The organism is Candidatus Nitronereus thalassa (assembly GCF_032191465.1).
GTDB lineage: Bacteria > Nitrospirota > Nitrospiria > Nitrospirales > UBA8639 > Nitronereus > Nitronereus thalassa.
Map to the genome: position 1 here is coordinate 1,258,232 of NZ_JAQOUE010000001.1, position 22,752 is coordinate 1,280,983.

Here is a 22,752-nt window from a genome sequence, read left to right on the forward strand (position 1 = left end):
TGCAAAGCCTGTTCCCCTGTACCCATTCATGACACAGCACCAATCATCATCGCGTCTACTTCGGAAATTTCTTGAACCTCGGCTTGGGTTTTGGCCACCAAGCTCAACTCATAGACCTTAGGATTTTTTCCCCTCACCGAGATTTGACGTGTCGTATCATCACATTCAGATGCGGAAAACGAGACACGAGAAAAATATGACTTGCCCACTGGAAACGATGTCACCAATGGGACGAGGTATCCCGTCGACTGTTTGACCGCCATAGACAAGGTGGTTCTGTGATCACCCACTAGCATGGTGCCTTCCGTCATTCCCAACCCTCCATTCGCTGACACCAAAAAGGAGACGGCCCGAGAATGGTCAATGGACCCAGCCTGCAACAAAAATTTCTCAGGGACGAATCCGCCGTTATGAGTTTGGATCATGAGGGAATTATAATCGAAGGCATCAGGCATTAACGTAATGGGCCATAGCCGAAGGGCCCCAGCCGGGACTTTGTTCCAAAATAATTGATAACGTACATGAAGCTCTCCATTCCATCCCAGACATAACGATTTTTCTATGGGGCCAAACCGGGTCGGAATCGTACAACAGATTTCCACACCGCCATCACCCACCATGGGCGTAACATCTGGTTCGACAGGAACCAAATCCGTAATTTTTGGTCTACCGTACGACTCCAGCACTAAGTGACCTGAATAAAAATCAGCACCCATCGTAATATCATCAAAGAACCCATGGTGTATTGTTCCGATAAGAGGTTTCGTTGAAACGGCATGTACCCAAAAACCATCAATGGCAAGCCCCCGTCTGCAGTTCAATCGAGCCTTGACTTGGTTATTTTCCACCTCAAGATATTTTCCACATCGGCGAATCTCCCATTGTGGATGAAACTGGGAATATGAATAGGTTTTCCCTGGAAGGATGAAAGGGGAGGCTTTTTGCTGCGTGGCCAAACCCAGTTTTTTTTGAAACCGGTTTAAGCGTTTCTGGTAAGCCACCCACCGACGTTTGGTAATATGGGTTCGAAAGTCGCTACTCCAAAGATAGCAGAGCTCTTTCCAATCATCGTCCGTCACAAATGGATTCATCTTCAGGGCTTCAAAGGCACGGTAGCAGGCGGCATTGATTCCCGCATCATCACGCCCGGTGACTGCCCATCGAAGTACGTTATATTTAGCCTGTTTCTTCACGGGAATGGGGCATTGCGAGGATTCTAATCGTAGGTGATGCCCGGCTAAAGAATTTTCCAGAAATCTCAAGGTGTCGCTGGGACGGATAAATTGAAAGCGATCATCACCTTTCAATTGAGCAAATATGAATCGAATGCGCTCCCATTCATCGGCCATGGGCGCCGGCTCTGTGAGATACCGCCCTGGACGATAATCAAACACCTCAGCATCGTTTCCATATAGAGGAAAAACTCTTGGCGTCGATCCCACATGATGACCGAGATAGGTGAGATAATCTGCCCATTCCAAATCCCCATGAACAAACCGTTGAAATTTTTGAAAGGCGATGGACTTATTCCATATCACAGGAAGCTCTTGCCCAGAGGGACTAGAAACAAGTTGAGGATAATACCGCCACTCTGGGCTCCATTCGGGATTTTCGTGAAAAGGATTATCCCATTCCATCATCATGGCTTGAAAACCGGCATTCACATAATGATCGATGATCCCCGCGGAATAAGCCTGTTCATTGATAAGCGCAAGGGACGGGGAACACCCGAGCAATTGCTTGTAGATTTCGTTTCCAAACCGGAGATTCGCACCATTCACTTCAGCAGGAACCAAAGGACCAATAATTTGGGCATAGCCGCTTCCAACAAATTCACAAAGACCGTCATCAATCAGTTCTCGTAACTGTTGAACCCAGGTAGGATCAATTTCGAAGATGCTTTCCAGGGTGGCGCCCGTAGCTTCAATACCAATGGGAACCCGTAAATCTTTAGAAAGTTTTAAAAGTGGCCAGTAGCAGCGGGAAATAACCGAGAACCGTTCCTCTTCTTCAATCGAGGAATACGCCAGGTTCAAGTGAAAAACGGTAAAAAGGTTTAATGACATAGTGAGAGCATTGCCTGAGAAATAGGAATTGTCTCGATCTGAATATTCTGAACTACGTTTTGGGCCCTATTGGCGGCTTCTTCTCTCGTCTCTCCCGTGGCAATCACGACTCCGGCTCTTGCCGGATGATGCTCAATGGTACCCACAACATCTCCGACCTGAACCCGTACTTGCAAAAAAGCAATCCCAGGTTTATGAGCCCAATGGGAAAAGTCAGAAATCCGCGTGACCCTTCCTGGCGATGGGAACAGATATCGTTGAGCAACACATTTTTGGTAGCGAGGTAATAAATCTTCCGGTTTGGGTTTCTGCCCTAAGGCCACATAAATGGCATGCCGAACAAATTCCACTCCCGTATTTAAAGGAATTTCGTGCGTACAAAAATACCCGCCGCTCAGACGAGCCGCGATCTCAATGATGTACGGTTGACCATGGTGGACAACAATATCCCCCTTCACCACTCCCTCGACAATGCCCAGACTTCTGGCTGCCTGCTCAACCACCTTGCCAACCAATTCTTGCTGTGACGGAGAAAGATGACTGGGCAAATCACCTCCATTTTCAATAATATGTGGGGCATAGGTTTCTAACAATTCATAATTGCGATCAGAAAAACCAGGGGTATGGGCAACCCCATCGACCATCATCGTTTCTGTACTCACCTGAGGCCCATCTAAAAATCGCTCAACCAGAACTTGCTGGGAAGGCGAATATGACAAAGAAAATTGGTAAGCCCAGGCTAAATCGATTTCAGCCGTCAAACGAAGAACACCCCGGGCACCGCGACTATCCACTGGCTTAATCACCAGTGGCAATCCTTGCTCAAGAACGATTTCCTGTAAGTGCGTTAAAGAATGAACCAAAGAAAACCAGGGAACGGGAACACCATCCGCCAATAACTTCATTTTCATCGCATATTTGTCTGTAGCCAGTCGGGCCGACTCACGGGAAATCCCCGGAAGCCCCAGGTCTTGAGCTATGGCAGCCACGGTTTGTGGGACATCAGAGCCCATACACATCACGCCATGAATGGGTCTGACGGTTTCGCAAAACATTTTTGCCTGAGCGACCGTGCGACTAACGTCATACGTATCGGTAAGAAGAAAGTCGTCAGCTACAGCTGCACCTTCTGCATCTGCATCCCGGTCACTCACTACCACATGCAAGCCCATCGATTGAGCCAACTGAATGCCCGGTACAGCCTCTATGCCCCCACCAACGACAAGTAAGGTCCGTTTCAAAAATATAATCCCCCATTCACATTGATCGTTTGTGCGGTTATATAACTACTCATGTCAGAAGCTAAAAACACCACGGCCTGCGCCACTTCCTCCGGAGTGCCAAGTCGCTTGAGCACAATCTGCTCCGCAGCCTGTTGGACACTTGGGGCCTGCAATCCTGATTGGGCCATGTCTGAAGCAATTAACCCTGCCGCAACCGTGTTGCATCGAATATTCCATTGAGCCCCAAAACGAGCAATCACCTGTGACAAAGAAATCAGCCCGGCCTTACTTGCCGCATAATGCGCGGTCCGCGGTCCCCCGTATTGTCCACTGACCGACCCAATATTAATAATACTCCCATGTTGTCTTTTTTTTAGAAACGGAAGGGCCTCCTGCGCACATATAAACGGACCTTTTAAATTCACGGAAAGAATCCGGTCCCAATCTTCGTCCAAGATTTGATCAAAGTCCGTAGGCTGATTGATTCCAGCATTATTCACCAAAATATCTACCCCACCATACGTGTCTTCAATACGAGACAACGCTGACGCAATGCTCTTCCGATTCGTCACTTCCACAGACAAGCAACAGCTCGTCCCCCCAGCCGCCTCAATGTCTTTCACGACACTTTCTGCTGCTTCAACTTTGTGCTGATAAGCTACCGCAACACGAGCTCCCCCTCGAGCCAAAGCCAGAGAAATGGCCTTTCCAATCCCCCGGCTTCCACCAGTCACGAAGGCAACTTTTCCATCAAGTTTTTCTATCATGGTCATGGCGTATCTACGTAAATATTTGACGCGAATCTCTACTTAACTCGTCCACGGCCTGACGCAATAACACAACCGGCGACGGGTTCAGGGACTTCAACCGAAGGCTCCTTTTTAAAATTGCAGCATCTCAGTAGTTCCTTCGATAAATTTCTTTGAAAAGGATCCACCATGGAGGAACATTCTTGAATAAAGGAAAGTTGCCCTATGCCTTTGATTCATTTTTCTTTCATTGAGCAGAGTCTACAGAGGCGAGGTGTTCCTCTGGTAATGGTGAAACCCATCGAGGAACAACTTGTGCGGATTTTGTATGTGATTGAATAATATATGCCTGAACATTGCTCTCATTTCGATCTTGCATTTCTACAGTTTCATATTCAGGAAATTCTTCTAAGAGTTGGGTCCCAATCCAATTCATTGAATCAACAGATAGATTTGAACCAGCAAATTGAACGTTAAGTTTTTCATCTAGATAATTTTCTGTGATATTGACTCCGATATGGGGACCCTGACCATGTTGAGATAGTTTATCCACAGTTACAGACATTATATCTTCTACAATTTCAAGCTCGACACCACACTCTTCAGCAAAATTGGCTGCCATACGATCTTGGACGAATCGCAGAATTCTTCTTTGTCGTGCCCCTCTCTTTAGGCGGTCCGCACGCATGTGAGCATCACGAATAATTTCACGTGAGGCTTCATCAGAAATAAGTCGCGAATGAAAATATGAACTTCGTTGGTGGAAGAGCGTCAGGAAGTCTTCGTCGTAATTGATCAAACCTTGCTCTTTGCAATATTCAAAAATTTCTGTTCCTGGCAGAGGAGTCAATACGCTGATTTCCGGGCTATCTGGCTGAACATCTTCCATAAAGCAAAGGGTTTCCTCGATATCAGCTGCGGTTTCCCAAGGAAAACCGATCATAATAAACATCGTTAAATGGAGACCTGCCTCTTGAATAATTCTTGAAGCACGGCGTACGGTTTCCTCTGAACTAGCCTTCTTAATGTTTTTCAAGGTTCGTTGGTTGCCGCTTTCTCCTCCAATAGCCGCTGCCACACAATTAACTTCCTTCATAGCGTGAATCACTTTTTCATTCACCAAATGAGGATGAATCTCACACCACCAACGAAATTCGGACTTTGGCAAATCCCCAAGGCCTCGCTTTTGCATCTCTTCACATATTGCCAAGGTATAATCGAGATCAGTGACAAAAATATCATCCTGGAATGAAAAGAAGGAACTCCCATACTTACCTTTGATACTTAAGATCTCATCAACGATATAACGGGGAGAATGACGTCGAACTTGGCGGGTCCAGGTCGCCCGAGAATCGCAAAACGTACAGCCGTAAGGGCAACCACGTGAAGAGAATAGATTGCTAAAATCATTTGGTGTCATTTGATGACTATGAAGAATAATATCTCTCTCAGGGAAACGCAGCGTATCAATGTCAGAGATAAGTGGTCGATCAGCATTTTGAATGAATGGTCCTGTCGATACTGAACTTGCATCCAACATTAAGTTACGTTTTAGACTTGGTGTTTGTACAATATTCCCATTTCGCCTAAATCCAATTCCTGCAACACTTCCAACTTCTTGATTGCCTCGATTAAGGGCTTGGATCAGCTCCACAATCGTGTCCTCACCTTCACCCCGTGCAACGAAATCCGCCTCCGTACGCTCTAAAACATGGTCCGGATTCGCAGTTGCATGAGGTCCCCCCACAACAATAATCACCTTCGGCAAGGCTTGCCGAATTAAATGAATAACCGTCTTGGCAATAAAAAACTTTGCTGTCCGAACTGACATCCCAATGAAATCTGGCTGATAATCGACAACCGTAGACACAACTTCTTGATAAACAGGATGCTGCTCATTGGTGACATCTGCCAAATATTGATCAAACATATTCATTTCTTCTAAGTATCCTCGATTGGCCACACATAATCGCTGATGAGGGTCAAGGTCGGTATTATAGATCACCACATCCCTGTAACCCTTTGACCGAAGCGCAGCGGAAAGATAGGCAGCTCCTAGCGGCACACCCCGTTGCTCTTCGTTTAAAAATCGATAAAATGGTGGGTCCATCAACATAATTCTATTGATTTTCATGATTACCTCCCTAGACAAACATCCGAACCGGGAATGGGCCAACTAGTTCTGTTTGGGCAAGACGATGAGCTCTCTTAGGCCGCACCAAGGGGAACGGTTGCTTAACGAAGATTGTTTCCCCATGAACTACATACCTGGGGGGATAGACATGTAAGTATTTCATTGCCCACTCCTTGCCATCTGAGTAGCTTGACTGTCCTCCATGCTTTCCCTTCGCTTTAAGACCCGGCAAACAGCCTCAGCGATTCCCTTAGAACAGAGGCCATACTTCACGGCGAGTTCTTCAGGTTCTCCTGACTCACCAAAGGAATCCTTTACCCCCACAAACTCCATGGGGCAGGGATGGTCCCGGACAAGCACTTCAGCCACGGCACTGCCTAACCCTCCATAAATGTTATGGTCTTCAGCGGTGACAATCGCACCAGTTTCTTGAGCGCACGACACCACCAATTCCCGATCGATTGGCTTAATCGTCGACATATTCACTACTCGCACTGAGAGCCCTTCTTTCGCCAACAATACAGCTGCATCCAAAGCCCTCGCCACTTCAACCCCACAAGCGATAATGGTGACGTCCTTGCCTTGTTGAAGGATTTGCCCTTTTCCAATTTCAAATTGGTAGTTGGGATGAAGAATCCTTTTCGCAGGACTCCGCCCAGTTCGCATGTACACCGGGCCGTCATACATCAGCACGGCTTTCGTAGCTTGCTCCATTTCATATGGATCAGCCGGAGAAATCACCACCATTCCAGGAATGGCGCGAAAGGCCGCGAGATCTTCCAAGCATTGCGCTGAACCCCCGTCAGGCCCCACATCTAATCCAGGATGACTGGCCACAATTTTGACATTCCTTTTGGCATAGGCAACCGAAAGCCTCGCCTGCTCTAATGCACGCAAACAAAACACGGCAAAGGTCGTGACAAAAGGCACCAGCCCCACACTAGCTATTCCACCCGCCACTCCCATCATGTTTTGCTCCGCAATGCCACATTGATAAAACCGATCAGGGAAAGCCTTTCGAAAGTGATGGGTCCCCGTCCCTCCAGCAATATCGGCATCTAACACCACAAAGTTAAGATATTGATCACCAAGCTGCACTAACGTACGGCCAAATGCCTCTCTCAAAGAGTCTCCACTGGATCCGATTTGAACCGGAACTGGTTGCCCCACTTCACACATTCCCATGGAGACTCCTTTGAATTTCTTCGTTGGTCATTCCCAAATCATCAAGGCTGGTTTCCATATCCTCCAGTTGCAACTTCACACTCCCATGCCATGCAGGATTCCCTTCCATAAAGCTGACGCCCTTTCCCTTGAGGGTATGCGCAATGATAAGAGTAGGCCCCAACCCATGGCTCCTCGATTTTGCCAATGCCTCAGAGATTTCAAAAAAATTGTGTCCATCGATTTCTAGAACATGCCAATTAAATGCTTCCCATTTGGCCCCTAAGGGTTCAAGCCCCATGATGCGTTCATTGAAATCATCGCTTTGGAGTTTGTTATAGTCGACGATCGCACAGAGGTTATCTAACTGGAATTGAGCCGCACACATCGCGCCTTCCCAAATTTCGCCTTCCTGTAATTCTCCATCACCCAGTAGCACGTACACACGTTCTGCCTTTTGTTGCTTCTTCAACCCTAGGGCCATCCCGATTGCCACGGAAAAACCTTGTCCCAGGGACCCCGTACTGGCTTCCACGCACGGCAGGTCAAGCACATGGGGATGACCTTGTAGAGGACTTCCCAGTTTTCGCAGTGTCTTGAGTGCGGTTTTTTGTAAGTAACCCATTTCTGCAAGAATCGCATAGAGGGCTGGACAAGCATGGCCCTTGGAAAGGATAAATTTATGGCGTGAGGTAGATTCCCTGTCTTCAGGAAACACGTTTAACTCCTCACTCCATAACGCAGTTAATAGATCTGCTGCAGACAGTGAGCCCCCAGGATGTCCCGAGCCCGCAAAATATATTGACAATAGGCTACCAATCCTCACCTGGCGTGCACGTTCGATTAGGAGGTCTTGATTAATTGCAGAACACAGCATAGTTGTTTCAACTTATCGTTACAGGTTGTTCTGCATTGGCGGCATCGAGCAATTGTACGACACCAATGACTTCACACGATGGAATGAGGGTATGCACCTCCTCTTGAATCTCAGAAAAGTAGGAGCGGGACATAATCAGCACCACGTCGGGGTTCAGGGCTAAAAGATCATCAGGAACTTTCAAGTGGCACCCATGAACCGAAGAGGTGAATTTGACGAGATGTTTATCGATCACACCTTGTAAGGCTTGGGTATTCAATCCACCAATCTGCACAAGCACATCAAATAGTCTCCCGGCTCCCCACACAACCACGCGCTGCTTGTGCAGTAGCTCATTCAAGGTGTCCCCGACCTTCCGCAATCGAGATTTACCCTGAGCCATTGTCTCTTGATAGCACCTAATCAAATCAAAACTTTTTGTGGCTAAGGCCGGCATTTCGCCACCGAAACGCGGCGCAGGCTCTTCCGGCTTGCGCCCCACACATGTAAGGTTTTCCAATGAGGAATCCGGCACAATGGCTTCTACCTGGAATCCAGACACTTCAAGGTAATGGGTAAGGTGCTCAGGAAGAAAATGGAAAAGGTGTTTATCAATAAACCATTCTTCAACCACATCCTCGCGCCCTACAAATTCTAAATTGGGCACTTCAAGGAATAACAACCCTCCCGGGATCATGGCTTTTTCAATCTGCCTTAAGGTTTCTCGTGGAGAACGAAGGTGCTCAAGTGTATGTCCGCAATACACTACCTCAAAGGTATTGTCTGGCAAGGTGACGTCTTCAATACGATTGACAAGCACATCAATGCCTTCGATTGAAGAATAGTCCCCAACAATATTGGGGTCAGATTCGATAGCCAAAATTGATGCCTGTGGAGCTAACGCCTTTATGTGCTTCACAAAAGATCCGCGATTGGATCCAACATCTAAACATGAATGGATTGTTTCCAAATCTACGAATTCCTGCAAAACGGATATGGCTACTGTTGTACGAAACCCTTTGCCATATCGAATATTGCCCCAGTCAGCCCCACCTGATACGGCGACTTTTCGGTCGGCAACATGATCGATTCTTGGCAAACTTTGGACCAAACCACAAACACAACACACATAGACGGAAAGACCGCGGGTCCCTGTGGGAGCTTGGTACGCACGTTCCATTCTTTCTTCCTGACACAAATCGCAATAGCTGTTCATGGCGACGTCGCCCAACTTGGCTCAGGCTCAGGAATAGAGTCATACTCCATTCGATATTCCTCTGTTCGATCGTATCCAAATTGCCGCATGACATCTCCCGCAATAGTCATCAAATCCAATCGCTGTTCATCAGTGAGAAGGCGATCAATAGGGGTACCCACATTGTGTGGATGTTTAATTAATGAGAATATTTCTTGATCAATCGGCAATCCCAAGAAACTCAGCATGTCTTCGACGGCATCAGGATTAGAGACTAATTCTTCAAGTTTATAGATCCGCTTTCGACTTTCACCGAGGGGTGCCAGGGTTCGTTGAATCCACCGATTTACCTCGCCCCAGTGAAAACATATGCGCTGAAATTGATTAAACCCTCTGAATTCATGAGCCATTGCGCTACCCGCTGGTGGCAAATTCCACCAATATTTTTTTTCTGGCGGCGGGGCAGATAATTGATCTGGGTGATCAATATGATTTTGCAGGATATTCGTACTTCTATCGTCGTAACACTCGTGACCCAATTTATGAAAAAATGAACTTGTCACTTTTCGTCCATCCCGAACGATGTAAATAAATTTTGCGTTCGGAAAAAGCCGATCTAACGCTTCAATGAGCCACGAAAGCTTATTCGATGAGTCTCCCCAAAACCCGCGTGTACTATAATTGATTGCTGCCCCATGATATGTGGATAATTCTTGACAGACTTCATCAAGTGAAATTAATCCCATATAATATCGCACGGCCAATGGCTGAACATGTGTACACAGATACTCATGATGCATTTCAACTTGCGGATACAGCCCAAAAACTTTTTCCATAAGCTGTGTTCCAGATCTCCCACTCGATACGATAAAAAATGGTTTTGTGTCCCTGCTCATAAATTCTCCTCCTCCTGCTCAGGGGACTGAACATTTGGCTTGGCATACACCACAAGCTCTCTTCCAATGCCCAGTGCTGCGAAATTACGAAAGATCGTAGCTTTTTCTTTTTGCAACCCTGTTTGACTTAGATTGAGCTCAAATTGCATGCGTTTTTTATGGCAATTCCTTCCTAATTTGTCATTCCCAATATAGTGCTCCCCCATAAGAAGAAAAAACTCCATAGGAAATGTGGTATGAGAATCCACAACCGAAAAGCCACATTGCGCAAGGAGATGGCAAAGCGACTGTAAAGTAAAATAATTGAGGTGATGGGGAGGAGCCACCCACCATGATTCGCACTGAGTCAATTGCTGGACAGCCCGCTGCAAGGGATTGTAGTCATTCGGAACAACCACACAGAGAACACCCTGAGGGTCCATCATCATTCGTGCGATTTTCAAAAACTTTTGTGGGTCAGGATGGTGCTCCAAGACTTCACTCATTTGAATCGCGTCAAATCGTCCCAAGGAATGGGCAAGCTCTGGGGTCAAAAATTCCTCGACAACATTTGCACCATGAGCACGACTTTGGGCTGCCGCTTGCGACGATGGTTCGATTCCAAGCGTGTCCCACCCTCGGCTTTTCCCAGAGAGGAGAAATGATCCTGGACCAGAACCAATGTCACATAAGCGCCCGCTCTGTTGTCCTAATAATTGTTCTATGCGTTCATACCGTTCGCCATGAACCACATTCCACCAATCTAAATCTTCGCTATGTTCTTCAAGATAATTTGGTTTTTCCTCTCCGTAATATTCATCGTGATAGACTCGTTGCAGTTCAGACTCATCAGGAATCGGCACGACATGTGCAAACTTACACAGTTGGCACTCCAGCACGTCATACCCATTCACGGAGTCCAGTATAAATCCTTCATGCGCTTTCCATTTTTTTAACCCACCCGTTGCATACTCATTCAAAAAGAGTTCCTGCCTAGACATCACATTCTCCATAAGAAGATGCAGAATGAAATTGGGCATGAATCCTGGTTTCCGAACCTTGCAACCATCCATGTGTCTTCACATAACCGACCACCAGCTCAGCATTGGCTTCTGGAGAAGAATGTGTTGTTTCCAATTGCAATTCAGGAGATAACGGTTGCTCATAGGGATCATCAATTCCAGTAAATCCTGACAATTGTCCACGAGCCGCCTTAGAATACAGCCCTTTGGGGTCACGGCGCTGACATTCCTGAAGTGGCGTATTCATAAATACTTCGATAAAGTGATTCTCCCCAATCATCTGCCGAACTTCCTGGCGAATCGCACAATAGGGACTAATCGTTGCGCACACCACAATTCCCCCATGACGCACAATTTCTTTAGCGACAAACCCAATACGGCGGATATTGGTATTCCGGTCTTCTCGACTAAAACCCAATTCTTTGGACAGATGCGTCCGAATAACATCTCCGTCTAAGAGCGTCACCTCTCGTCCAAGCTCTAAGAATTGAGACGTCAGCGTTTGAGCTGTCGTCGACTTACCAGACGCACTAAGTCCAGTAAACCAAACACAAAATCCTCGTTGGGAAGACGGAAGGCTAGAGAAGGCTAGTTGATTATTGTCTACATGAAGAGTCATCTTGTTCCCTTTGCACAATCAACTTTTTACTAAACTCCATCCATCAAAATTGCCCTTACCATTACTGTTGGCAAACTAACTCATTGACCTTTTCTGACACCTGCGAGACCACCATACTGGCAATACGTTGCGCGCCAAAACCATCAACAACCCTCTTTCCGTTTTGAGCCATTTGCTCACGCTTCAATGGATTATCTAGCAATTGAATTATTTCGCGAGAAATATCCACTACTTCTACATGTTCGTGCAGACCCAAACACATGGCAGCCCCCTCCTGAGATAGAGCTCTTGCGGATTCAACATGATCTTCTGTAAGACAAAGATACACAGTCGGCACACCCATGGCTGCCAACTCATACGCAGTGATACCAAAAGATGCCAGCGCAACATCGGCTTGATTCATAAGGTCAGACATCGTTTTAGGTCCAAAGTGAATTTCAACATCCAAACTAGAACCTTCCACCCAATTTGTAATAGCTAGAATTTGTCGACATGCTGGACCAAGAACCAAAAGGACTCGACAGTCAGACTCTAAACTTGCCAAAGCTTCAAGTGCTTTAAGGGTTAGTCCTGCGGGATCACTGGCTCCCATGGTTACCAAAATAACTGGACGACTCTTGGGCAAAAACGCTGAGGGTGTTCGAAACTCATCTCGCAAAATGATCCACTCCCACCCAGAATGCATCTGCCCGGTAAACCCGTTCCAATCCATACGGTGTACTTGTGGAACCGGTGGATAAAAAGCGAGATCGGCATCCAAGCGACGGTCGGTAGGATCATCGATGGTCACAATCAGTTTTCCCTCGTCTCGCAACCGTTGCACCACCTCGCGAGGCAATTCATCACGGACATCCAACACCACAACCTCGGCATGGATGGCTTGGCAAAGATCTCGAAGCCACACTCCTTGATCGGGTAAATTTGGGGTCAACCCTCTTACGACACGATATCCCCGTTCCTCACATAGACCAACACCCAAGGCATCTCGCCGCATGGCAAAGGTCACCGCACAGCCATGCTGAAGTCGGAATTCATCGGCCAAAGCCAAACACCTGGTCACATGACCGAACCCAATTTCGGAAGATCCGTCACATCGAATAAGAATAGTAGGACCAGCCTGTTTCATGGATTACTCCGGCCAAGAACTCGGGTTAAGTAAGGGTTCATCGGATAGTCCCCACGACTGCGCACAATAAAATTCCTCCGTGGGCAACGGGCCACATTCTATGGAATCTAAGGTCTCTTGAAGTTCGGCTTGTGTACGCAAACCAACGAGAGCGGTCGTCACTCCTGGAGTAGACACACAAAACCGCAACGCCATCCGAGACACGTCCCTCCAAGACCCTTCAAGATACCCACAAATTTTTTCTGCACTATTTTTGAGAGGCTCAAGGGTAGCAGGAAGCCATTGCGCTTTCTCAGTCAGCACTCCTTTAAGAAAGACCGACCGTACCATGATGGCCACTCCAGCTTGTTCCGCCAGGGGAAACACACGTTCCGCCATCTTTTGGTCAAGAAGGTTGTACGGTACTTGAATCAATGAACAAAGCCCTAAACGAATAGCGGACAGAGCCTCTTCTTCTGTGTAGACAGATGCGCCCCACACCCGCACCTTTCCTTGCTCTGTTGTCCGGGCCATTATTGTTTGCCATTCATTAGACTCCAGAACTTCGACCGTGGCATTGTGGATTTGCACAATATCCAAGGTATCCCGTCGTAATTGCCTCCTGCTATTGTCCAACGATTCATTGATGCTTTTTTCGAATTCCTGTCCCCTTCGCAAGTTTCTATTGGCATCGACCGGAATATTCACTTTAGTCGCAATCACACAATCGGGCCGATCGTTGAGTACACTACCGAGCAACGATTCGCTCGTGCCGTAGTTGGGAGCGGTATCAAAGAGGTTGATGCCTGACTCCGCAGCTTGTGAAATCAAACGAACGGCATCGGATGTTTCCGGACGACCATAAGCCCCCGGCATGGGAATGCCATAATCCAGACCGAGTTCGACGGTCCCCAGTGCGATCTCGGATACCATAATTCCGGTTCGGCCTAAGGCCTTTTGTTCAATTTTACGATTCAAGACATTCATGACTCTGTCAGTCGATAAAAACCTTTTTTCGCTTGTGGACCTTTGAGACGTCGATCGACATCACCCCAGGCCACAGCCTCGGCTATGACAAGAAAGGCATCGGAGACCGCTTCCAAATATTCCGCAACATCTTCCATTTCATGGGCAAAAGAAGGTTTAAACTGATCGCCCGCCAAATATCCTTTTTCCAACATGAGTTGAGAAAACAGCGTCATGAGTTTCACGCCATCCTCATGCATGATGGCAAAATGCGCTAAACTCGGAAGACCATCGACGTGCACGTGAAAACCCACGTGTTCACCGGCTTTTTGCCAACCCATTTTGACCATGTTGCCGATCATGATCAGGTGTGAGGCTACATTCTCTCGACGGTGCTTTCGAATGGTGGCTAACGCGGCCACCGGCCCCATGCGCTCGGTCCAGTTCGTACTACTGATAAAAGTATTTTGGGCTGAATCCATGACTGTCGAGGTGCCAAGTATTGCGGCCATGGGAAATCCATTGGCCATGGCCTTCGCAAACACCGCGATATCCGGCATGATATTCAACAAAAGGTGAATACCTCCGGTGGTCATCCGAAACGCCGTGGTAATTTCATCGAAGATCAACACCGCGCCGGTTTCCGTGGCCAGATCACGGACCTGTTCTAAAAATCCTGGATCAGGATTCTGCCCGCGTTGGGGTTCCATAACAATCGCAGCCAAATCATGGCGATGTTCGTCGACAATTTTTTTCAATTCTTCAATCTGGTTATAGTGGAAGGGAAATGCCGTGCCACGTAAACTCCTGGGGACACCTGCCGGCTCTAACCCTGGCATCAAATGTCCATCAAGGGCATCCACTTCCCCAAGGTTGGCCGCGAGGTACCAATCCCCCCAACCGTGATATCCACAGAATGCAATTTTTTCCCGTTTGGTATGTGCCCGTGCAATTCGCACCGCAATGGACATTGCCTCACCGCCGGATTTCGCATAACGAACCATCTGCGCCCAGGGGTGGAGTTCACATAAGAGTTCGGCCAACTCCACTTCTTCCGGCACGTTCAATGTACACATCACCCCCTTATCAATGGCTGCTTTAACAGCTCCGTCGACTTCAGGATCTGCATACCCCAACACACAAGCCCCGATGCCCATCAGGCTCATGTCCTTAAAAACACGACCATCGAGATCGGTCACTTCAATCCCCTGAGCCTGGGCATAATAGGTTGGCCACTGATTTGGCAATATCAGTTCAGGACGCTTCGACAGTAATTGCGTGCCACCGGGAATGAAGCGTTTCGCTCTTTCATACAAACGTTGTCCTGATGACCGATGCTCAGGAGAAACTGCTGGGGTGGAATGTTGAGTCAGTATCGCCATGTTAGTTCCTTGCCCCCACGCGATGGTCAGCTTCCAAAGAACGCAAATACCCTTCGTTCCGAACAATTCCCTGATTGATCGACATCAACTCAGGCTCACGCTCTAATAACGCCAAGACATCCGAAGCCACAAACGGCCGGTCTTCTTGATAGAGGCGATGAAACACCCGTTCAAGAAATCGCAAATCTGCTTCCTCATCTAAGGTCCATCGATGATGAGCCAAATTGAAAAATCGTTCGAACTTTCCTGCACGGAATAGTTCAGGATGCGCATGGAGATACGGCGTCACATGTTCACGTTCAGAAGCCAGTTCAGCCTCCTTCCAAGCCCGCTCCAAGGAGCAAAAGTCCATGACCTCACAATCCAAGCCATCAGGAAATGATCCCGACAACCCGCAAATATCATAGGTATGTTTTTCGAACTCCTCGATCAATTCATCGACCACCTCTGGATCAATCGCCGGGCAATCGGCAGTAATGCGAAGGACGGAGGATGCCTGATAAAAGGATGCCGCCTGATAATATCGATCAAGCACATCGTTTTCGCTTCCACGAAAACATCGAACCCAATGCGCAAAACACCATTCTTCAATCGCATCATCTTCAGGCGCCGTCGTGGTGGCGACCACAATGGATCCAAGTTGTTTACAAAACCGCAAACGATCCACGACATGCCAAAGAACGGGCTTGCCGATCAACAAGCGCATCACTTTTCCGGGAAGGCGGGTTGAACCCATCCGTGCCTGGACAATCGCTACCGGACGCTGGCTGGCTGTATCCATGTTTCCCTCACCTGTTGGAGTGGTCGTAACCCATCAAGAGGATCAGCCCGCCACTTCCGCTCATCAACCTCACTGGCCGTCGGAGCTTTCACTCCATGTCCATCCGCGCCAAGCCCACAATTCACCTGTTGAATTACCGGCGCCATTTCTTCTGGCAACCAACAATGACCGGCCTGATATTCTTCTCCTTGCCGATCTAAGTCCAAATGAAACTCCACCATCGCCGCTCCCCATCGATGAACCGCTCGATAGACGACTCCAGGATTGACGGTATGATCCGACCACCCCACCGCACATTCACAATGTTCCCGAAGAGTCTCAAGACTTGAAAGATTGCACTCACTCGGGACGGCAGGATATCCAGATACACAGTGCAATAAGGTCAGATCTTGGCATCCAGCTTCTCGCATCACCCGTGTGGCATGGATCACCTCATCCATGGTCGACATTCCCGTGGACAGCACGACTGGCTTTTGCGTTTGTGCGCAAGCAATTAACAAGTCATCCCACAACAATTCGTAGGAGGCGATTTTATAAAAATCGACAAAGGGTTCTAGCTCCTGGACTGCCTGTAAGTAAAAGGGGGTGCAAGAAAATTGAATGTCTCGCTGACGGCAACGCGCCACCAATTTGGGAATGTAGGATATCGGCAATTCCCATTGCTCACGGGCGCGATGAACCTCACTTTGCTCCAGCACTTCAGGAGCGAACAATTCTCGCACCTTAAACAACTGGAACTTGACCGCCGCACAACCGATAGCTGCGGCGCGATCGATAAATGCCAGACACCGATCCAGGTTCTGATGGTGATTACTCGAGACTTCTGCGACAAACCGGACAGGCATGGCCTCTCTCATTTCATGACTCGCAACCTACAATCCCCGCTCATGCCACCCCCGCCGATACCAAATCATGATGAGTGACAAGATCCTGTATCGTCCCAATTACCTTATCTATCTCTTCATTCTTGAGCATAGGAAAAATGGGCAAGGACAAAATGCTTTCGTAGGCAGATTCAGCATGTGGACAACATCCTAGCCCCGCACCAAATTCCTCGCGATAATACGGTTGCAGATGCACGGGAATGTAATGCACTTGAACCCCTACCCCTCGTTCTCTTAACAATGAAAAAAGAGCGCCGCGATCGATCCCACAAACGTGTTGATCTACACGAATCACATACAAATGGTAGGCATGGGACACTCCCGCACGAGTCCTGAGGGGATGAATACCTGGCACGGACGACCACGCCTTATCATAGTGCGCTGCATGCGCTTGCCGACGGGTGACCCACTCTTGAAGTTTATTCAGTTGGCTGATTCCTAACGCACATTGAAAATCAGTCAGCCGATAATTCATGCCCAGACGGATCATCTGGTATTCCCACGTTTGCTTGGCTTCGCGCTCTTTGAGAGTTGAGGTAATCCCATGATTTCGAAAGATGCGCATCCGCTGAGCATACTCGGGATGATTCGTCACAATCATTCCGCCTTCGCCAGTCGTGATCGCTTTGACTGGATGAAAACTAAAAATCGTCAGATCAGCCAACGACCCTACGGGACGACCATTCAACGTCGCACCAAGGGAATGACAAGCATCCGCAATCAACACCAGGTCACGTCGATCGGCAATGGAACGAAGGGTTTGGTAGTCACAGGGCTGCCCGGCAAAATCTACCGCGAGAATGGCTTTCGTCCGAGGTGTGACCTTGTCTTCCACAGCTTGAGGATCCAGTAGCAGGGTCTCGGGATCCACATCGGCAAACACCGGCACGCCACCGCACATCACCACTGCATTGGCAGTGGCGACAAAGGTGAGAGGAGGGAGAATGACTTCATCGCCTAGCTGTATTCCCACTGCATGCAACGCGCAATGGAGTCCCGCGGTTCCATTGGATACTGCCACCGCCTCACGGGCTGAAACGAGTTGCGCCACGGCTTGTTCAAACTCTTGGACCTTGGCTCCCGTGGTTAACCAATCGGACTGCAAGGTATCGACCACAGCAGCAATATCCGCGGCATCAAGACTATGTCGTCCGTAGGGAATCATCATCCTAACACTTCCTACCGCACCACAAGCCCACGAGATTTTTTAACCACAGGAGCTCCCGTATTAAATCCATTCTGCATTAAAAGGTTTCTTAACTCGGAAACCGATAACCAATGCGTATTGTTTTCACTGCTATACCGATAGCCTTCTGGAAGCGTTCGTCGTTTCCCTGCGGAACCCTCGCGTACGCCACCTTTCCAGGATTGGTATTCAGGCAAAATGGTATACAAGTCGTCATATTCCACGGCATGTCGACTCTCATCTTCCGTCAACAACACTTCGTGAAGTTTTTCTCCCGGTCGAAGGCCGATATATTGGATGGAACATTCCGGAGCCATCGCCTCCACCAAATCCAAAATCCCTATACTTGGAATTTTGGGCACGAAGATTTCTCCACCGCGGGTCAGAGTCAGGCATCGCAAGACAAACCATGCCGCTTGATCCAAGGTGAGCCAAAATCGCGTCATTCGCTTATCCGTCACGGTGACGGTCCCTTGTTTTCTCTGGGCCTGAAACACCGGAACCACACTTCCCCGACTGCCCAGCACATTGCCATATCGCACACAACTCATCCGGGTCGGCTTCGGCCCCGCGTAACTATTCCCTTGGATAAAAATCCGTTCGGCGCAAAGTTTGGTCGCTCCATAGAGATTGATGGGGTTCACGGCTTTATCCGTACTCAATGCCATAATTTGCTTCACATCTTGATCGATGGCGGCATCGATCAAATGCTGGGCACCCACGACGTTCGTCCGAACCGCCTCAAAAGGATTGTATTCGCAGGTAGGAACTTGCTTCATGGCGGCGGCGTGAATGACAATGTCCACGCCTTGAACGGCGCGGCGCACGCGACTCTCATCCCGCACATCCCCGATAAAGAAACGAATCCGGTCATCAGTGCACTTTCGCGCCATATCATGCTGCTTTAATTCGTCTCGACTGAAAATTCTCAGAGTTTTAAACGAAAAATGCTCTATCAGGATTTTGGTGAGCCGCTGTCCGAACGATCCGGTTCCCCCGGTCAACAAAATCGTTTTTCCCTGGAGATGACGTTGGATAAGACTCGATAAATTTTTTGCCATTGCAGAGACACTCCTTCCTGAGGCCATCACACCCCGTGCTGAAGGAACGCTACAATATTCATGCCATGCTGGGAGAAGGTTTTTTGGCCAGGTTTGACTCATTCGTTGTCAAACTTGACACTCCCAAGACCTTAAAGCGCTATGATATTGACGAGAGTTCAAAGGATGTTGGGGGACGAGTCGGGGATTTTTCTTATAAGGACGGTAGGAAATATTAGCCGAGAGGCAGTTTTGACACCCCAAGGTCTCGGCCATCAATTTCGACAAATCTCCGACTCTCAATGAATGCGAAAACCTCCATTAGGACTTTGGAGATTCCTTCGAAGATTGCGGCAAGATGTGCTTAGAGAGATCTTTCATATGCGCCGGATCAGCTGCCATGGCCGCAAGATTTTCATGCCGAACAGCTTGATACAATTCTTCTCGTAACACGCGCATATTGTTTGGACATTCAATCCCAAGTCGGACTTGGTTGCCTTTTAGCTGGACAAGCACCACTCGGATGTTATCACCGAGCCGAATGCCTTCGCCTTCCTTGCGAGTCAATATTAACATGCTGCCCTCCTTGGCAGACAAACGTGAGACATCAACGAAGATCGTCGTATGCGATCAACATTAGGAATTCACCGTGGCTTGAGAAGGCGTTTCGGCCCCGTGCGCCACATCTTGTTTTTCAGGAATCAAGGCATAACGAATGGGGAATGACTCATTTAAAATGATTTGTTTTCCACGAGCTCGACTGGAATTGATGACGAGTGGGCCCTGTAAATTCGCGGTAGCCTTTTCGGGTTCATTTGGCGGAACCGTGACAATCGAAAGGACCACAACTTCATCCCCTTCTTGAAATTCGATCTCATGCAAGGCATCGTCTTGAATCTCGATATGATAGTCCGCCTTGATCAATCCAGGCTGCACCACGACAAAGGCCAAATTCCCATCATCGAGAGATTGCAACCATTGATAGCCGATCCCCCGCTCATCTCCCAGCAGGGCATATCGAGTATGTTGGTTAAATCCAATCAACCCTGCATTAAATAGGAGGATATGTTCTTCCGGGATTGTTAAAGCGCCAAATCGACTTGTTTCAATTTCCATAAGCTCACTCACCTTTCAAGAAGTTACACGTCTTCCTTCGTCCCAGGCGAACACCCGGACAACGCATACTGCTGCCCTTCCCGATCAGGCACACATGCCTGTGTTAAAGCCAGAGACAAATCTTCTACGTCAAAAGGCTTCTGCACAAATCCTGCCAGACCTTCATCGCAAAGCTGTTGAACGGAATAGGGCACCTCTCCACCACTGGAAAATACAACCTTGAGGGAAGGATTGATGGTCTGGAGGGTCCGAAAGCAGTTTTCCCCGCTCATCGTGGTCATGGTGAGATCTAACAGGACCACATCAATTTCATGGGCATGGCCTTGATAGCAAGTCAAAGCCTCCTCTCCGCTATAGGCCACACACGTCTCACATTCCAAATGGCGCAACATCTCCACTGTTGTGTCCGCGACCAAATGCTCATCATCCACGACCAACACCCGCGGATGAGGTTTTTTTAACAAGGTAGGTAAATGAATCAGGCTAGACGGAGGACTTGGGTGTTGTGGAAAATAGAGATGAAATGCACTCCCTTTATGAGGCTCACTGGAGAGAGAAATATGCCCTCCATAGGATTCCACGATCTCCTTAACAATCGCTAAACCCATTCCAGACCCCCGGCTAGGAGGTTTGGTCGTGAAGAAGGGCTCAAACACGGTTTCAGCGAGTTCCGCGGAAATACCGCATCCTGAGTCCTTCACAATAATTTCCAAATAGGGGGAATCATGAAATGAAGAATTTTGAGAGTAGGCTGGATCATGGGGTCGAAAAGAGTCGGTTGAAATTTGTAACGTCCCCCCATTCGGCATCGCATCACACGCATTTACCATAAGATTGAGCAACACCTGATGCAGTTGCCTCGCATTCACACCGATCCAAGGATCCCGTGCCACTAAAGCTTTCATAATCTGAATGCTCTTGGTCCGGTCGCCAGACAGAAGCGCAAGAACTTCATCAATGGCATCATGGACATTAATGGAGGTACGCCGCTCTTTTCCCCTTCTTGCTGCTCCAAGAAGCTGGGCCGTAAGTTCTTGACCCCGATGAGCCGCCTGACGAATCACTTCCGCAGGTTTTTGAGTCGCAGCATCAGAAGAATCTTTATAGGTTAGAAGACTGGCATGGCCCTGGATCGCCGTTAAAATGTTATTGACATCATGGGCAATGCCCCCAGCCAGGTTTCCGATGGATTCGATTTCTTGAAATTGCCGTACTTGCTCCTGCATTCGTTGTACTTCCATGCGAAGTTCGCTCAACTCTTGCACATTTTTCGCTACCAGCACGAAGCGAACCCCTTCGCTCCAACAGACTGGATAGGTCGTGACCATGACTTTCAATGTCGAGCCGCCACGGGTCCGAAAGCAAGCCTCTCGAGATCCATGACCATTCTGGTTGGAAGACCACCAGTCCAACGGAACCGAGGGTTCAAGCATCACTAAGGAATGCCCGCACAGCTCACTGCCAGACCAAGATAGTTGCCGACAGCCCTGTGGGTTCAGATCCACAATCTTGCCTTCACCATCAGTAAGAATGACCACCTCATCAAACTCGTGGAGGAATTTTTTGAATTCCTCATCACCCGGTTTCGACAAAGCAGATGAGGTACTCCATTCGCCCGAGAAAAGATTGCCAACACGTGTTCGCTCGGCTTTGACCAGCAACTCATCAAGATATTTCGGATCCACTGGTTCTCGAATAAATTCATCGGCGCCGTACTGCAGGGATTCCAGGGCTAATTCCGGATTGGGATCGTCAGTGACTACAAAAATTTTTGCATTGGGTGCATGCCCCTTGAAGTCGGCTACCCAGTCAAGACTCCAACAACCAGCAAAAGGATGATGTCCTACGATCAGGTCAGGACTATCCCCTGCTTCTTGCCAGCAAGGCTCTGGTACTCCCTGAGACTCTCCGACCGACCAACCATTGCGTTGGAACATTCGGGACAAGCTGGTTAACCATTCCGTTTCCTCCCCAATCACCTGAACTCGAAACGGAGCCAGCAGCGTCTTCCCCTCAAGAATCTGAACCAAAGATTGAGTCAAAGATGCCGGGTCCAAAGGCAACGGAAGAAACGCCTGCCCTCCGAGGAAAGCGGTCACACGTTCCCCTTCCATTGTCGACAAACTCGAGGACAAGCAGAGTATCGGAATATTGGCAAACCTGGCCTGATAGCCACGACGGAGCATCCGACAAAACTCCCAACCACTCACACCAGGTAGGCGAAGGTCAATGACCATGACATCGATGGAACCTTCCCCTTGGAGGACACGGCATGCATCTTCCGCATCGGCACTCACCACAATCTCCCACCCTTGGTGCTGGAGCAAGGAGCTAAGAAAATGCCGCTGTACCGAATCATGATGGACGATCAGAATACGTGACATTACAA

General features: G+C 48.4%; 20 protein-coding genes. All 20 read right to left on the reverse strand.

From position 1 onward, the window contains the following. Window positions 1–26 precede the first annotated feature (26 nt). A complete protein-coding gene (locus PPG34_RS05720; protein ID WP_313832188.1) occupies window positions 27–2,066 on the reverse strand; it encodes a hypothetical protein in 2,040 nt (679 codons plus the stop codon). After that, entirely contained in the window at window positions 2,057–3,307 is a 1,251-nt protein-coding gene (locus PPG34_RS05725) for an ATP-grasp domain-containing protein (RefSeq protein ID WP_313832189.1), read from the reverse strand. Before PPG34_RS05725 ends, PPG34_RS05720 begins: the two co-directional genes overlap by 10 nt. Next, the gene (locus PPG34_RS05730) at window positions 3,304–4,062 is read right to left on the reverse strand and encodes an SDR family NAD(P)-dependent oxidoreductase (protein WP_313832190.1); all 759 of its coding nucleotides are present in this window, start codon (window positions 4,060–4,062) and stop codon (window positions 3,304–3,306) included. Before PPG34_RS05730 ends, PPG34_RS05725 begins: the two co-directional genes overlap by 4 nt. A gap of 223 nt (window positions 4,063–4,285) precedes the next feature. Beyond that, window positions 4,286–6,172 (reverse strand): B12-binding domain-containing radical SAM protein, encoded by a 1,887-nt coding sequence (locus PPG34_RS05735; protein WP_313832191.1) that lies wholly within the window; start codon window positions 6,170–6,172, stop codon window positions 4,286–4,288. A 159-nt stretch (window positions 6,173–6,331) separates the two neighbouring features. Further along, the gene (locus PPG34_RS05740) at window positions 6,332–7,357 is read right to left on the reverse strand and encodes a transketolase family protein (protein WP_313832192.1); all 1,026 of its coding nucleotides are present in this window, start codon (window positions 7,355–7,357) and stop codon (window positions 6,332–6,334) included. Then, window positions 7,344–8,213 (reverse strand): transketolase, encoded by an 870-nt coding sequence (locus PPG34_RS05745; RefSeq protein WP_313832193.1) that lies wholly within the window; start codon window positions 8,211–8,213, stop codon window positions 7,344–7,346. The genes PPG34_RS05740 and PPG34_RS05745 overlap by 14 nt, the downstream gene beginning before the upstream one ends. A 7-nt stretch (window positions 8,214–8,220) precedes the next feature. After that, the gene (locus PPG34_RS05750) at window positions 8,221–9,372 is read right to left on the reverse strand and encodes a class I SAM-dependent methyltransferase (RefSeq protein WP_313832194.1); all 1,152 of its coding nucleotides are present in this window, start codon (window positions 9,370–9,372) and stop codon (window positions 8,221–8,223) included. Between the two features lie 32 nt (window positions 9,373–9,404). Further along, window positions 9,405–10,283 carry a sulfotransferase family protein gene (locus tag PPG34_RS05755; RefSeq protein WP_313832195.1) on the reverse strand — a complete coding sequence of 293 codons (879 nt, stop codon included), beginning with the start codon at window positions 10,281–10,283 and terminating at the stop codon, window positions 9,405–9,407. Further along, window positions 10,280–11,263: a class I SAM-dependent methyltransferase gene (locus PPG34_RS05760; RefSeq protein ID WP_313832196.1), complete on the reverse strand. Its 984-nt coding sequence runs from the start codon at window positions 11,261–11,263 to the stop codon at window positions 10,280–10,282. Before PPG34_RS05760 ends, PPG34_RS05755 begins: the two co-directional genes overlap by 4 nt. Then, window positions 11,256–11,903, reverse strand: a complete 648-nt coding sequence (cysC, locus tag PPG34_RS05765; protein WP_313832197.1) for an adenylyl-sulfate kinase — start codon at window positions 11,901–11,903, stop codon at window positions 11,256–11,258. Before cysC ends, PPG34_RS05760 begins: the two co-directional genes overlap by 8 nt. Window positions 11,904–11,964: 61 nt before the next feature. Further along, a complete protein-coding gene (locus PPG34_RS05770) occupies window positions 11,965–13,029 on the reverse strand; it encodes a PseG/SpsG family protein (protein ID WP_313832198.1) in 1,065 nt (354 codons plus the stop codon). A gap of 3 nt (window positions 13,030–13,032) precedes the next feature. Beyond that, window positions 13,033–13,995 (reverse strand): aldo/keto reductase, encoded by a 963-nt coding sequence (locus tag PPG34_RS05775; RefSeq protein WP_313832199.1) that lies wholly within the window; start codon window positions 13,993–13,995, stop codon window positions 13,033–13,035. After that, window positions 13,992–15,356, reverse strand: coding sequence for an aminotransferase class III-fold pyridoxal phosphate-dependent enzyme (locus PPG34_RS05780; RefSeq protein WP_313832200.1), 1,365 nt, complete (start codon window positions 15,354–15,356; stop codon window positions 13,992–13,994). Before PPG34_RS05780 ends, PPG34_RS05775 begins: the two co-directional genes overlap by 4 nt. A gap of 1 nt (window position 15,357) precedes the next feature. Further along, on the reverse strand, window positions 15,358–16,137 hold the full coding sequence (locus PPG34_RS05785) for a glycosyltransferase family protein (RefSeq protein ID WP_313832201.1): 780 nt from the start codon (window positions 16,135–16,137) through the stop codon (window positions 15,358–15,360). Further along, window positions 16,110–16,982, reverse strand: a complete 873-nt coding sequence (locus PPG34_RS05790) for an N-acetylneuraminate synthase family protein (protein WP_313832202.1) — start codon at window positions 16,980–16,982, stop codon at window positions 16,110–16,112. The genes PPG34_RS05785 and PPG34_RS05790 overlap by 28 nt, the downstream gene beginning before the upstream one ends. A gap of 40 nt (window positions 16,983–17,022) precedes the next feature. Next, complete coding sequence (pseC, locus tag PPG34_RS05795) at window positions 17,023–18,189, reverse strand: UDP-4-amino-4,6-dideoxy-N-acetyl-beta-L-altrosamine transaminase (protein ID WP_313832203.1); 1,167 nt, start codon at window positions 18,187–18,189, stop codon at window positions 17,023–17,025. A gap of 11 nt (window positions 18,190–18,200) precedes the next feature. Then, complete coding sequence (gene pseB / locus PPG34_RS05800; RefSeq protein ID WP_313832204.1) at window positions 18,201–19,268, reverse strand: UDP-N-acetylglucosamine 4,6-dehydratase (inverting); 1,068 nt, start codon at window positions 19,266–19,268, stop codon at window positions 18,201–18,203. A 300-nt stretch (window positions 19,269–19,568) separates the two neighbouring features. Then, entirely contained in the window at window positions 19,569–19,823 is a 255-nt protein-coding gene (csrA, locus tag PPG34_RS05805) for a carbon storage regulator CsrA (RefSeq protein ID WP_313832205.1), read from the reverse strand. 60 nt (window positions 19,824–19,883) lie between these two features. Continuing rightward, complete coding sequence (gene fliW / locus PPG34_RS05810) at window positions 19,884–20,363, reverse strand: flagellar assembly protein FliW (protein ID WP_313832206.1); 480 nt, start codon at window positions 20,361–20,363, stop codon at window positions 19,884–19,886. A 23-nt stretch (window positions 20,364–20,386) separates the two neighbouring features. Next, the gene (locus tag PPG34_RS05815; RefSeq protein ID WP_313832207.1) at window positions 20,387–22,747 is read right to left on the reverse strand and encodes a response regulator; all 2,361 of its coding nucleotides are present in this window, start codon (window positions 22,745–22,747) and stop codon (window positions 20,387–20,389) included. Window positions 22,748–22,752 lie beyond the last annotated feature (5 nt).